Here is a 14,378-nt window from a genome sequence, read left to right as displayed (position 1 = left end):
CAGTTGAACGCGCCATCAACAAGAGAGTAGCCCTGAACTGTATAGATGACTCATCGCGCTTGGCAGAATCAAGATTGAATGTGCTATGATACTATACTGCATGTTGATAATCTATTATCGAATGTGGGATATGATACTGTACTGGTCTGTATGTTCGCAATGTGCATATCATAGTGCTCTCGTATAGGTCCATATTATTGTAGGAGACATCCAATGAAGTTAATGGGATATAAACCGTCATTATTTTTATGCACGGGAGACGCCTTGCTACGCTCGATGAGATCGTTGGACTGGCAGCACCAGAAAGTGCGAAGATTATAGATATGGTCGAATCATGGGCGAAATCGAATGACATTGGATTGACCGTTCTTGACGTCGGTGAAGATATAACTGATGAGCATATCGAACGAGAGAAAACAACACTTGGAATTTCAATTGGTGGTGATGGAACGTTTCTGGAAGCCGCTCGGTCGTTTGCTCCATTCCAGATCCCACTGATGGGAATCAACTCTGGCACATTAGCATTTTTAGCTCGTGTTGAGCCACTTGACGTTGAGGATGCATTAACAGCTGTCTACCGTGGGCGAGCATCAATTAACGCAAGACAGCAGTATGAGGTCACTGCCGGAGATATCAACACAACAGGTATCAATGAGATGTTTTTACAAAAACATCCGCCAGAAGACCGCTATGGGACGAAGGTTGGATCACTACATGTATTTGTCGATAAGGAGTATGTTGGTAAATACTTCGGCAGCGGGCTGATTGTTTCAACCCCAACAGGAAGCACTGGGCGAGCATACTCGAACGGTGGTCCAGTCCATTATCCGCAAAACAACCGAACGCTGCAGATAATTCCGCATGAGACAATCAGCGCGGCAGTCGACCCGATAGTTGTCAGTCAAGATTCAGAGATCGATATCGTTCTCGATTCTGACTTTGACATAGACATTGATGGAGGGCGGCAGTTCGAGCGACTCGAATCAGATACTGTTGTGCATATCTCTGGTGCAAATCAACCGGTTCAGACTGTCCGCACACCGTATGATGATGCATTTATAACTGCGATGGTTGATAAACTTGATTGGGGTCTTCGAACCGTCGATAATGATGGTCCCCGATCAGCGCTTGAAGACAATATTACATCATCAGATTTCAAAGAGCGCGCTGCGCGCGTCGCGAGAGAAGCTGCTCGGTCTGCTGGTGAGCCACTTCAGGAACTTCATGGACAAGTAGAGAATATTCAATATAAAACTGACAAGTCAGATATCGTCACCGAAGCAGATTATCAAGCAAATGATATCATCGAAACAGCCATCAATAGTGAATTTCCTGATCACATTGTACAATCTGAGGAAAATGATCAAACTGTCCCTACAGAGGGCTATGCATGGATTATCGACCCGCTCGATGGGACTGGAAATTTCGCTCATGGAAACCCAAATTACTCGATTTCAATTGCACTGCTGAAGGATAGAATTCCGGTTGTCGGTGTTGTATACGCACCAGAACCCGCGGATATGTTTTATGCTATTGATGGAAGAGGTGCATACCAGAATGATCATAAAATAGAACCAACATCGAGAAGTCAGCTTGATGAAAGCATGTTACTCTCTGGATATGACCCTAGCGGTGAGTTTTTGCAGGCGTTTTATCATGAGACACAGGGTGTTCGTCGATTAGGAAGTGCTGCGCTCAATCTTGCATATGTTGCGTCTGGAAGTGCCGATGCAGTTTGGGAGCATGACACACATCCGTGGGATGTTGCGGCTGGACTCTGTTTGCTCCGAGAGGTTGGTGGGAAAACGACGGATCAGTATGGGTCATCATATGAATTGAGCTTCAATGCGACTGACCAGCGAACACCATTACTTGCAAGCAATGGTTCGGTTCATGAACAACTTATCTCACATATTGATACCTCTGATTTGATGTCTGAGTAAGCATCAATCATGAGTGGTGATCCACAAACCCATAATAAAGCTCGGTATCTGGGTGGTAATTCTCATTCAACAGATTTCAGATATAATAAGCCGATTTTTGTGGAGGCAATCACGGACGATTCACGTCTTATCATCACTAACGTGAATACAATCAACGGCTTCTGAAGCCCGCTCTTGTGCCATCTCAATATCGATAGCAGTTGCAACGGCAGCTCCCATTCGTCGACCAGGATAGGCCTCAGGCTTACCGAACAATCGTATATCAACGTCAGACATTGATAACGCCTCATCAACTCCGGTGAACGCAGGTCGGGTAAGTGGTTCATCAACGACTAATGCTGCGCTTGCACCTGGGCGCTCAACATCGATGTCAGGTATCGGGAGACCGAGAATGGCGCGCAGATGGAGATCAAACTGGCTTAATCGCTGAGAGCTTAGTGTTACTAATCCGGTGTCGTGTGGTCGTGGTGAGAGTTCGCTGAAGATCACTGTTCCATCCTGCACAAAGAATTCGACGCCAAAAATGCCATATCCACCGAGCCCATCTGTTACTTTCTGAGCCATCTGCTGCGCGGTTGTTCGTTGTTCAGTTGTCAATGAATGTGGCTGCCAACTTGTTCGATAATCACCGTCTTGTTGTGTATGTCCGACGGGGGGACAGAATGTCGTTCCGTCGGCATGACGAACTGTGAGGAGTGTGAACTCGGAGTCAAACTCAACAAGTTCTTCAATAATGACACGACCGGTATCCGACCGTGATCCTGCTCGGGCGGTCTCCCAAGCGCCATTGATTTCGGCGCTTTCACGCACAATTGATTGTCCTTTCCCTGATGATGACATCGTGGGCTTGACAACGACTGGGATCCCGATATCCTCGACCGCTTTGCGGTATGTGTCATAATTATCAGCGAAGGCATACTCACTTGTTGTAACACCGACTTCCTCAGCAGCAAATTCACGGATCCACTCACGATCCATCGTCAGTCGAGTCGCCTGAGCCGTCGGTACGACATCGTAGCCCTGTGTTTCTAATCGTTTCAGCTCATCGGTCGCAATAGCCTCGATTTCCGGAATAATAATTGTGGGATCCTCTTGCTGGACGACCTCTCGGAGTGCAGTTGCATCGGTCATATCAATTATGTAGTCCCGATGTGCGACCTGCATCGCTGGTGCATGTTCATATCGGTCGACAGCAACCGTTTCTATCCCCAATCGTTGGGCTGCAAGGACGACCTCTTTTCCAAGTTCTCCGCTTCCAAGTAACAGCAGTGTCGTAGCGTTTGGACTTTCTGGTGTCCCCAGGCGATTCCCATGAGCAGGTGGCATACTCAATGACTCGGAAAGCAATGGTAAAAATTCCCTGGACATTGAGGATCAATCTAATCAAGTAATTTATATTATGACATGAGATGTCGATCATATCGAGAGTGAACTGTGCATTCAGCCACTGACACCAAGCCCTACTCCAAGAGCGATGAGTACTGCCCCAATAGTGCGTCGTCGGAGATGACCCTCGTTCAGCCCAACACTGCTTATGATGACAACTAGAATAATACTTGCCCGGAATAAAATCGAAGCTTGTGTAGCACTCGGGGCTGCACCAAAGGTAAATAGGGTTGCTGCAAGCCCGCCAAATTGTAATATGCCAAGAATGCCTTTATCACCCTTATAAAGCGCGAGAAGTTGTCTCCGCTGGGATGGCTCATGAACAGCGCCAGCTCGCCACAGTCGACCTGCACTCCCGATTCCAACGAATAATACAATAATTGATGAGACATATAATGGATTAATACTTGCAGTAGCGATGCCATCAAGCGTGGACGTCACGCCGAAAACAAAGTTAACCGATACTGCCAATGCGACTGCTGTCGTATCTGAGCCGTATAAAATACTCTGGATGGTATTTTGTTCAGAATTCACTACTGCAGCCCCACAAGCGCTTAGAACAGCTCCAGCGATCACAAGTGGTGTGATAGCCGTGTCACGCAAAAGAGGTTCAACCAGTGATGTGATGACTGGTGATAGGGATGTTAGTGGGATAACAACGGATGCATCCTCTCGAGACAATGCTGCAAATATCATGAATGCACCGATGACATTCAATGCCCCTGTCAGCACCATTGCAACAGCACTCCGCGGCGTCCCTGAAAATCCATATTTAATTGCGGTCCATCCAACTACTGGTAGAAACAGTCCAAGCGCAACGGTATCTCGAACAAACAATACCTCTGACTCCGAAGCGTCAGCAAGCAACCGCTTCTGATACGGACTCATGACTGCTCGAGCGCAAACAGCGATAACACCAGTCAAAATCCACATAGGAACCGAAATCATGAGCACAAATCGACACTACATGTGATAACGGCACTGCGAGAGCCACCCATATATACATAAGTTGAACTACAGCGAATTGAGTGTCGGCTTATGTATATCTGTAAGTAATCTGAAAGAGTAGTGATTGCGAATATGGATTACGCAGTAAATGTATAGGGGATGATAATTCAGAAGCCCCTGATAGGAGATACAGGCAATATGTAGTCAACATAGCTCGAGAAATTCCTGTTCATATTCGGTATCCTCAGCGAGCGAGTCCGCAGGATAACTTAGTGTAGCTTACTCATGGTGATTACTTCGAGTCTTTACCACCGTGGCGATCCGTATCAATGACTGGAGTTGCTGAAACTGCACCTTCCGATACCGTCGATGAAACTATTCGTCTTAATCACTATCAGTCACTGTGGCACTGATCTCGCCTGTCCGCTTAGCTGCATATCCAAGAAGTGTATCGTGTCCGTGAGAGGACATGAGCACTGGCCAAAATGCTGAGTCAGCCAGAAGTGATTTTCCTGTTCCGGTTGTTGCATATTCCATTCCTGGAGATACCTGCTCAAAGTTATTTACATGTACGTCGTATGTTTCATTTGGGATCTTTTCTATCGTATGTTGAACTTGATAGTGCGTTGTTGGCGTTATATCAGCTTCTGCTGGGAGGGCATCCATCACACGGAGATATGCAATCAAGCATGCATAGGCGTTCTCAACCGCAGCCTCAGAGCCTTGATAGCCCGCTTCGACATTCACAAATTCTGATAGATTCACGCCTCGCCCTGTGACATGCCCAGAAAAGTCAGCTGCATGCTCAAGTGGCAACGCCTGCATGATTGTTGCCTTCTGTGGCGTTAGGTTTGCGAATGTTCCAAAGGGCTCATCAAATGAGATTGTTGAGTGAAATCCAAGCGTAGTGCAATCTTTAATTTCCTGATAGAGATCAAATGCCAGGCGTTCTTCATACAGTTCACTTTCTGGGTCACCAGGGAATAATCTGTTAAGATCGCCCTCAATATACCGCATATTTGCTTCAAGCGCGCGTTCATTCGCAATAATGAGTTTAACCGGTCGCTGAATAGCGTCTATCAATGCCCCTGAGCAGAATCGCTCGATCGCTTGCACACCACAGGGCTCATCGCCGTGAATCCCGCCGATTACAGCGATATCAGGTGCGTCGTCCACATCCACAGGACCGAGTATCTCAGTTCGCATATATGATAATGACGTGGTCAGCATACAAAACGACACAGCACAGCAGGTGGTTGTGTATGGATCATAATGCAGAATACACGTCTGTTAATCTCTTGGTAAGACCGAGTGCTTACTGCGTGAGCTCTGCGCCATTATACGATAGCGAGCTGAAAGCTATCAGGTTCAGACATGAATAAAAATTGTCGCGACAGAAATAGTAAGTTGGTTTATAACTGCGAGTTGATATCCTCTTCCACGAACGCGGAGGAATCCCACGGCACCACACCGCTGAGTTGGGAGTTTCAGGTGCAGATTCACAGATTGCCGAGCTCACGCGCCGTGCGAATCGGTATATAGCCGGGTAAGGGACAGCCTCGTTAAATTGGGAGTGCCAAATCTTAGTCCCCAATACTCCTTTTCTCAGCCGAAAACGCGTTTCTGTATCAGTCTCCCTACAGGATTGGTGGTCGGTAGTCGGTAGTCGGTGTCACCAGATTCGGAGTCATTTATGTTGACACTCGCCCGGTGCTTGTTGTTTGCTTCCCACGTGGGGCACACTCTGTTTCTAGCGTGGGCGGACACCAACACTCGAACCACCACTTTTCGGGCGCTCGGCTACAGTGGAGTCAGAGCCAGTGCGCCGACAATTATACATACGTCATATTGCACAAAGATGTTCGGAAACCTCCGGCTGCGACGGCGCGTATCCATGGTCTGAATATGATTGGATTGCGTTTGTATCACCTATAACTATAGAAATATTCATTTCACGCTGCCAGGTAACTGATATCCATAGCCCGAATATAACTGCTATGGCTGACATCAATCTCACGCCAACATTAGATGGACGAACCGCATTGGTAACTGGCTCAGCAAAGCGTGTCGGGCGGGAGGTACTTCTTGCACTTGCCGACGCAGGTGCTGATGTTGCTGTTCATTATCGCCAGAGTGGCGAGGCGGCAGCGGCAACCGCCGAGACCGCACGTGAATATGATGTCGCAGCGACAACTGTGCAGGCAGATGTCACTGTTCCCGATGAGGTGGATACAATGATTGCAAGGTGTGAGACAGAACTTGATACGATTGATATATTGGTGAATGCTGTTGGACCACTTCCGCAAGGACGATGGGATGAACTTTCACTTGCAGAGTGGCGTCGCACAATCGAGGGCTGTCTCTATGGTACGTATCTCTGTACTCAAGCAGTTCTACCAACAATGCGTGATACTCACTGGGGTCGGATCATTAATTTTGGTGTTGCTGATGCCCGTGATGATCGTGCTGTTCCAATGAATTTTCCATATTTCGCAGCAAAAAAAGCTGTTCTATTATTTACACGAACAGTTGCATATGATACACAGGATAATGGAATCACGGTTAATGCCGTCTCACCGTTTGCAGTTGAGAATACTGTTGTTGATGTCAGTGGTTATCCACGTGGTCGCCCAGCTCGATTTAATGATGTGATCGCACCGATACTATTCTTCTGTACCGATGCAGCCGAATATATTTCTGGGCAGAATATTGCAATTGACGGCGGTCGGCTACAGGAAGCCTGATTCATTACTGATAGTAATAAATATCAATTGATCATCCACGCGTAATTGTATTATTCCATTGATTATTTTTCAGCCAGTCTCTGTATTCAATCTGGAGCACGCGATGGACCGGTTGAGAACGTAACGTTGCATATGAAAAATGAGAGAAATTCAGGTGTAATTAAACGAATCTGAACGATCACAAAGACACCCGTCTTACACATCTGTAGAGATAGAGACCACAGCGGCTACTCAGATAAAATTCACAAGTTGGGTGGTCTTCATGAGACGAACACCATAGCGTTTTATCGCATCGGCGGCGGATAAAGCGGTATGACCTCGCAGGGAATCGTAGACGAGTTTTTCTCCCTTCGCGCTGAGACAGACGCGGATCTATTGACGATGCAATGTGGTGATTTCTATGAGTTCTTTGCTGAAGACGCTGAATTAGTGTCCGCGGAGCTCGACCTCACAGTTTCAGAAAAATCCTCACATGGGTCCTCATATCCAATGGCTGGAGTGCCGGTTGATGACCTGACTCCATATCTTAAATCGCTTGTTGAGCGTGGATATCGGGTTGCTGTCGCAGACCAATATGAAGCCGACGATGGAGATCATTATCGTCGCATCAGTCGAGTTGTCACGCCCGGAACATTATTATCGACTGATGATGCTGATGCGCGGTATATCGCAGCCGTTGTTGGGGATCTCACAGCGACTGAGACAACTGAGACAACTGAGACGACTATTGGGATTGCGTTTGCCGAAGTAACAACCGGCTCGTTTTTTATTGGTGACGTTGCGGATGCTGAGACTGCATATGCAGAGCTCACTCGATTTGACCCAGTTGAAATTCTCCCTGGTCCAACCGTTAGGAATGCTGATGACTTTATTCGGCGACTTCGTGACGGCACTGATGCGACAGTGTCTTCATTTGAAACAGCAGCCTTTGCTCTTGGACGTGCGCGTCATATTCTTAGCGAGCAGTTTGGTACAACTGCAATTGATAGTCTCAATATTGAGACTGATGTTGCGATACAGGCTGCTGGTGCAATACTTACGTATATCGATGAAACAGACACAGGTGTTCGCGCCGCAATAACGAGATTACAACCGCTGGATTCAGATACTCACCTCGCACTGGATACGACGACACGACGTAATCTTGAATTGACCGAGACAATGCATGGCGACCGCGGTGGGGATGGAACGCTTCTCGGGACGATTGACCATACCGCAACAAGTGCGGGGCACCGGCAACTTCGAGAGTGGATAATGCGACCACAGCGCGTGCAAACAGAGATAACTCGTCGACTTGACTGCATTGAGGCGCTTGTAGACGCACCATTGGCTCGTGAGCGAATCGCTGAAACACTGAATGGAAGCTATGATCTCGAACGATTAGCTGCGCGGTGTATCTCTGAACGTGCTGATGCCACTGATCTCCTTAGAATTCGAGAAACGCTCGAGATACTCCCAACGCTCGATGAAGTTATCACAGAATCAATATTGTCTGAATCGCCTTTGATGCAGGTGGTCACTCGACCAACTGAGGATACTGTAAAAGTTGTTCGGGATGAACTTACAGCAGCGCTTGTTGATGAGCCCCCAAAGACAATTCGAGACGGCGGCTTGTTCCAATATGGATATGATGCTGAACTTGATTCCCTTCGAGAACGTCATGAGACTGCCCAGGAGTGGATGGACAAACTAGCCCAGCGAGAGACGGAGACACATAATCTAAATCACCTCAGTGTCGATCGAAACAAAACTGATGGTCATTATATACAGGTTGGCAAATCTGTTGCGGATCAAGTCCCAGAACACTATCGTGAGATTAAAACTCTCAAAAACTCGAAGCGATTTAAAACAGATGAACTTGCTGAGCGTGAGCGAGACATCCTTCGATTAGAGGAATCACGTGGTGAGATGGAATATGAGTTGTTTTGTGAACTCCGTGAGCAGATTGCTGACTACGCTGCGATGTTACAGACAGTCGGACAAGTTATTGCAGAGATAGACGCACTTCACTCACTCGCGACACATGCCGTCGAAAACGACTGGACACGTCCGACGCTACGCGCCGATCATACAGTTGATATTGAGGCCGGTCGGCACCCGGTTGTCGAGCAGACAACAGAGTTTGTTCCAAATGACCTCCAGTTAGAAGATGAACGGAATTTCCTGCTTGTTACAGGACCAAATATGAGCGGGAAATCAACGTATCTTCGACAGGTGGCACTTATTACTCTTCTTGCACACGCTGGAAGTTTTGTCCCAGCAGCAGCCGCCACAATTGGGGCTGTTGATGGAATTTACACGCGTGTTGGTGCATTAGATGAACTTGCACAGGGTCGGTCAACATTCATGGTTGAAATGCAGGAGCTTTCGAAGATTCTTCACTCAGCATCCTCTGAGTCGCTCGTTATTCTTGATGAAGTCGGTCGAGGGACAGCGACGTATGATGGAATATCAATTGCATGGGCTGCAACAGAGTATCTCTCAGCAGCGCAATCAACAGCACCATCACCGCGCGTTCTTTTTGCAACACACTATCATGAACTCACAACATTAGCAGATCGAATCACAGGCGTCTCAAATGTCCATGTCGCTGCAGAGGAGCGTAATGGCGATGTGACGTTTCTTCGCACTGTTGAATCAGGACCAGCGGACCGTTCATATGGAATCCATGTGGCAGAACTTGCTGGTGTTCCGGATCCAGTCCTCACACGAGCAAGAGACGTACTATCAACACTTCGTGCTGATGAAGCAATCGAGGTTGAGACACAAAATCACGCTGATACATCCAAACGCGATCAAGAAGAGAATATGACTGGAGGCGATAAGAGCGCAGAAACAACACAACAGGTTGTCTTTGACGTCAATAGTGGTGACATTCGAGTTGCTGAAGCAGGCGAAAATACAGAAAACCAAACGACTCCTACGAGTGATAACAGGAAACTCAAGAATAATCGAGCTACATCCGAAAACCCTGAACATGCCAGAGTTGATTCAGACACAAAGGAAGTAATCAATGAACTCCAATCGCTCGATATTGAATCAACAGCACCGGTGACGCTCCTGCAAACCGTCGAGCAGTGGCAGAAACAGCTAACAGACGCTGATAGTGAGGAATAATGCGAAATGACAAATAGCTAATTTTTATCCATTGTTGTTTCCGAAACACTCTGAGACGGCTCCTACAGGTCTGAAAAGCCGATATAAAGATTGCTATTCTAGTGACATGAACTCACTCTGGGTCAACCCCCGAAGTAGTCGTTTCGAACCGCCTGTACATCCTCCCAACGGTTTATACGCCAGGTGAGACAGGAGTTACGGTCAGCTTATTTATATATGAAAATAATAATCTGCTTCTACCGATAAGGCGTAAGGAGTGTCCAGGTGTGAATTCCAGCCGACTTTTTCCATCGGGACGGTCAGGAGGGTTTCAGTTATATTCGAGGGGGTTTCACAGCAAATCATGCCTACATCACGTGTATGAGAATCATATGCACGAAGTATTTTATCCCCCGTCAACATGTTTGTGTATAGATGTTGCAGAACAGGCGGCGAATTGCGGCAGGCTGTTGGGCTGTCGCTGGGTTGCCAATTCTTGCATCCTTCGTGCAGGCAACGGTCGCGCTGCTTGAGACGACAGTCACAGTAATTCCCTTGATCGGGTCACTTACTCGGTTTTTATGGTCAATTTCTGTGTTTAGGGTCGCAGGTAATATTTTCCGGTCAAGTTCGACGATTGTCTTTATATTATTTGTCCTCATTGCACTTGCATGGACTGCACAGGGTGTTGGATTATTTGCGCTTCGACATCGTGTCATAACGCTTGGTGCAACCGGATTTGTGACACTATTTCTTGTGTTATTTGAGCTTGTGTATCTTCCAGTTGCTTCCGCAGGGCTCCCAGCGATTCAAACTGCTGGGTTCTTGTTTGTCCCTATCGGAACCGCAGCGATGAGTTGGGCAGCATCGCTTGTTTTTGATTGGAGTATAACACTTGATTCAGAGGCTACAAAGGCGTTATCTACTGCCCGCGAAGACACACAGGAGGCGCTCACAACGTTTAACAGTCAAATTGAGCGAGTTGTGGGCGAACAGGTACAATCTTCACTAAAGACAATTGCACCAGAGGCGGTCACAGCGTTCGAATCACAATGCAGTGAGTTTCGAGATCGGTGTCAAGCGGTTCAGGATGAAGCGGATGCAGTTGTCGATGGGTCAACATCGAGTCGTGAGCGTCATGATACAGCTGCACAACTGCAAGCTGATGCGGCGAAACTCAATGATGTTGCAGGGGAGACTGCTACGCGAGTAATATCTACATTAGAGCGACAAGTCGAAGACAAAATTAACGAACGATACAGTGATGTGCACTATGTTTCACGATTCAGTCGTGAGTATACGATCCGAAATCTGCGGACGCACAACTCGGTCTCATTACCAACAATTGATGAACCAACTATTCAGATTGGGGGATCGCAGCATGAAATAGCAACTCGACTTACCGAAACGATCGAAGCGGATCCGGATGGACTTGCTGCTGTTGCTGGGGCAATTGATACAATTGATACACATCTTGATGCGATTGAGCAAACACTTCAGACACATGAAGAATCTATTGCTGAATCACTAGATGCAGCACAGAGAGCAATCGAGACGGCGACAGCAAATCTTGATGAATTAGAGGGACCGGCACAAGAACGACTTGAGGCGTATCTCCTCGAAGGTCGGACACCGGAGTCATCGACTGGTGAATCTCTGCCAACAAAGCCAACTGTTGATGATTATCGTGAGGAAGCACTCAAAACATTACATGAATGTCGATTTGATGCAGCAATACAATCGGCTGACGCAGCAGAGACAGAGGCAAGAGAGATAGTTCAAATTGCCGAGTTCTTTGGTCAAAGCGTCACAGCGACGATTGAGTACGGATCCGGTTCAATTCCTGTCCCATCGTCAATCGATGCTACTCTTGTTGAGAGATTACGCGTGCCATTTGAACAGAGTTATTATATTGAATATGAGGTTGCAGAGGGGGTGTTAAATATAACAGAGAGTAACAATCCAGAAACAGAGTCTACTGGAGGCGATGCCACCACCAATTCGACCGGAGCAGAATATAGTGGGACGGTAGATAGCACAGGTGAACATGCAGCATTAACCGGGGGTAACCCCCAAGATGCAGAGGTACCACATGATGATGTGCTGTATGTGCTTGGTGAACTGCAAGCGAATGCCGCATCTCAGCGTGGAAAAAGCACTGTCGAACTCCAAACTGAGCAACTCCCGGCGAAGTTTATCAAATCAGCCGTTCTTAATGAAATTAAATCATTCGCCGAGCGACAAGGCGATGTAGTTCACGTAGCAGTTCCATCGAATCCACCACCAGGATTCCTCTCTATTGAAGTCGCAGATGGAGTGAGCCCACGACGAGTAATGAAGCAACTACAATCAGTATACGCATAACCGACAATGACAGACAATTGCAAAATCTGCCTGCGCGAAATTGATGAGCAAAGTATTGAAGAACACATCGCTGCTGACCATGCAGGAACACCAGCATCCGTTCAAGAGGTATACGCAGACCGATATAATACAATCTTTGATAGCAATGGCGAGTTGCGACCGCAGTATCGCGATGATAGCTCGGATAGCGATGATGAGGACTCATCACTACATATTACGACGTCAGGCACTGGAAGTCAAAATGAGAGTGAATCACATCATAACGACAGCGCAAGTAGTGATACCAATTCAAATACGGAAGGAGCACATAATTTAACACAATCAACATCGAATTCAACTAATCAAGGATCATCGGGGTCGACACGAAGTGTAAATAGAGGGAACGGGTCGAATTCGACCGACACTATCGAGATACGTGATGACGCCGGACAAAATCGCTTGGAGAGTGAGAGTGTGAATGCAATCAGTGACGAGGGTGTCGACAACAGTGTGAGTGTCCCTGGGTCAACGCCGCTGGTTGGCGCAACAGGGAATAAATGGCAGATGATTGGTGTCGGTGGGGCTGGTAATCATATTCTTGACGCTATTTTACTCCGTCGAGAGACGCTGCGTGAGCAAAATAGTCCGCTTGCACAAGTATGGGATGGTGGGCTAGCAGACTATGCAGGATTGAATACCAATATTGCGGAGTTAGGAAATACATTTTATGCACAGCAGGATCGAGCGTTTTCAAGAGAAAAACTCATTACAAATGGGATGATTGGCTACCGACATCATAATTACAGCGGTGCAGGGCGTAATTGGAAGGTTGGTCGAACACTCATGCAGAAAGATTTTGAGGATGAAAAAAATGCAATCAAGGACCGGCTTGATGTTGACCAGCGTGATTTAGAGGCATCACAGGCTGTGATGTTGATCCACAGCGTTACAAAGGGCACTGGATGTGGATCTACTCCAGTTTTAGCGAAGAATATTCGAAATCTCGTGAGTGAGGGAACAGGTGTTGCAGACGCAACGACACTTTCGAAGCCAATTTTGAGTTCTGTGGTCCTTCCGTCGGAGACTGAATTTGGCGCATCAGAGATGGTTCGTGGGGTAGTTGGAATGGCATATCTCTCAAAACACGTTGATGGTATCATCCCATTCGATAATAGCAAACTTGATGCACAGCGAACCGATTTTGCTGTCGATATTGATCAGGCGGCACTTGAGCATTATAATCCACCAATGTACACTGATGTAAATCGCCTATTGGTGACGTTCCTTGAGGCGTTTACGATGTCGTCAACACCACAGTCAGCAGATACTACGGGGACTGAACGAATTAGTGGTGAGGTGTTTGATGTTCCAGACAGTTTTCGCCCAGTCCAACGAAAATATAGCGTCGCTAGTGAGCGAGCATACACTCCCGCTGTGGTAATGGCGCCAGTGATTGGAACGACAAGTGCCAGTCGATTCGATAGAGCGCGATTAGATACACTTGCACGATCGACGCTTCTGCAAGGGCAACTCGTTGATTTTGATCCAAAGAGTGCATGGGGTGGCACGTTCATGGCGTATGGTCCAGCAGAGAAGATGGAGGAACTTGAGCCACTACTGCAAGATGGTGAATTGACATCAATCCTAAGCGGTCAAGACTTTCTCGCACGCGAGCAATATGATGGACCTAGTTCGGTTGATATCTATGTTAATCAGCTCGTTGTGCCACACGTAGACAATGTCTATTTGTGGGGGCTCATATGGAATCCAAACCTCCCGACGCTAGAGCGAATGTATAAACATGCGCGAGAGCTTGTTGAGCAAAGCGAAAATAAAGAAGCACAGGAGCTACGGGAAGCATGGGAAACAATCGAGCCACTGTTTGATTGTCTTGGTCGAGAAAATATGGGGTGATTGG

8 protein-coding genes are annotated in these 14,378 nt (G+C 47.2%); 5 read left to right on the top strand and 3 right to left on the bottom strand.

Going from position 1 to position 14,378, the window contains the following annotated elements; all coding sequences use genetic code 11:
- Window positions 1-248 precede the first annotated feature (248 nt).
- Complete coding sequence (locus HQRW_RS02640) at window positions 249-1,943, top strand: NAD(+)/NADH kinase (RefSeq protein WP_014555353.1); 1,695 nt, start codon at window positions 249-251, stop codon at window positions 1,941-1,943.
- A gap of 120 nt (window positions 1,944-2,063) precedes the next feature.
- Here HQRW_RS02640 and purT read toward each other — a convergent pair whose 3' ends face one another.
- The 3 genes from purT to HQRW_RS02625 all read right to left on the bottom strand — a co-directional run bounded on the left by purT (window position 2,064) and on the right by HQRW_RS02625 (window position 5,507).
- Window positions 2,064-3,269: a formate-dependent phosphoribosylglycinamide formyltransferase gene (gene purT, locus HQRW_RS02635; protein ID WP_014555352.1), complete on the bottom strand. Its 1,206-nt coding sequence runs from the start codon at window positions 3,267-3,269 to the stop codon at window positions 2,064-2,066.
- Window positions 3,270-3,383: 114 nt separating this feature from the next.
- Window positions 3,384-4,262, bottom strand: coding sequence for an EamA family transporter (locus tag HQRW_RS02630; RefSeq protein ID WP_269448592.1), 879 nt, complete (start codon window positions 4,260-4,262; stop codon window positions 3,384-3,386).
- 399 nt (window positions 4,263-4,661) lie between these two features.
- Window positions 4,662-5,507: a M14 family metallopeptidase gene (locus HQRW_RS02625; protein WP_049891577.1), complete on the bottom strand. Its 846-nt coding sequence runs from the start codon at window positions 5,505-5,507 to the stop codon at window positions 4,662-4,664.
- A gap of 767 nt (window positions 5,508-6,274) precedes the next feature.
- Between HQRW_RS02625 and HQRW_RS02620 the strand changes: the two genes are divergently transcribed.
- From HQRW_RS02620 to HQRW_RS02605, 4 genes are all read left to right on the top strand, one after another.
- Window positions 6,275-7,021, top strand: coding sequence for an SDR family oxidoreductase (locus tag HQRW_RS02620; protein WP_014555349.1), 747 nt, complete (start codon window positions 6,275-6,277; stop codon window positions 7,019-7,021).
- Between the two features lie 312 nt (window positions 7,022-7,333).
- The gene (gene mutS / locus HQRW_RS02615) at window positions 7,334-10,138 is read left to right on the top strand and encodes a DNA mismatch repair protein MutS (protein WP_014555348.1); all 2,805 of its coding nucleotides are present in this window, start codon (window positions 7,334-7,336) and stop codon (window positions 10,136-10,138) included.
- A 414-nt stretch (window positions 10,139-10,552) separates the two neighbouring features.
- On the top strand, window positions 10,553-12,481 hold the full coding sequence (locus HQRW_RS02610; protein ID WP_014555347.1) for a hypothetical protein: 1,929 nt from the start codon (window positions 10,553-10,555) through the stop codon (window positions 12,479-12,481).
- A gap of 6 nt (window positions 12,482-12,487) precedes the next feature.
- Window positions 12,488-14,374, top strand: a complete 1,887-nt coding sequence (locus tag HQRW_RS02605; RefSeq protein WP_014555346.1) for an FtsZ/tubulin family protein — start codon at window positions 12,488-12,490, stop codon at window positions 14,372-14,374.
- Window positions 14,375-14,378 lie beyond the last annotated feature (4 nt).

Source organism: Haloquadratum walsbyi C23, from assembly GCF_000237865.1.
Classification (GTDB): Archaea; Halobacteriota; Halobacteria; order Halobacteriales; family Haloferacaceae; genus Haloquadratum; species Haloquadratum walsbyi.
Note: the sequence above shows the minus strand (reverse complement) of the source record. Positions and strands in the feature narration are given on the sequence as shown.

Excerpts from the sequence above, each read along its gene's own strand:
- HQRW_RS02640 (WP_014555353.1), top strand. The coding sequence starts at position 249 with ATGCACGGGAGACGCCTTGCTACGCTCGATGAGATCGTTGGACTGGCA.
- purT (WP_014555352.1), bottom strand. The coding sequence starts at position 3,269 with ATGCCACCTGCTCATGGGAATCGCCTGGGGACACCAGAAAGTCCAAAC.
- HQRW_RS02630 (WP_269448592.1), bottom strand. The coding sequence starts at position 4,262 with ATGTGGATTTTGACTGGTGTTATCGCTGTTTGCGCTCGAGCAGTCATG.
- HQRW_RS02625 (WP_049891577.1), bottom strand. The coding sequence starts at position 5,507 with ATGCTGACCACGTCATTATCATATATGCGAACTGAGATACTCGGTCCT.
- HQRW_RS02620 (WP_014555349.1), top strand. The coding sequence starts at position 6,275 with ATGGCTGACATCAATCTCACGCCAACATTAGATGGACGAACCGCATTG.
- mutS (WP_014555348.1), top strand. The coding sequence starts at position 7,334 with ATGACCTCGCAGGGAATCGTAGACGAGTTTTTCTCCCTTCGCGCTGAG.
- HQRW_RS02610 (WP_014555347.1), top strand. The coding sequence starts at position 10,553 with ATGTTGCAGAACAGGCGGCGAATTGCGGCAGGCTGTTGGGCTGTCGCT.
- HQRW_RS02605 (WP_014555346.1), top strand. The coding sequence starts at position 12,488 with ATGACAGACAATTGCAAAATCTGCCTGCGCGAAATTGATGAGCAAAGT.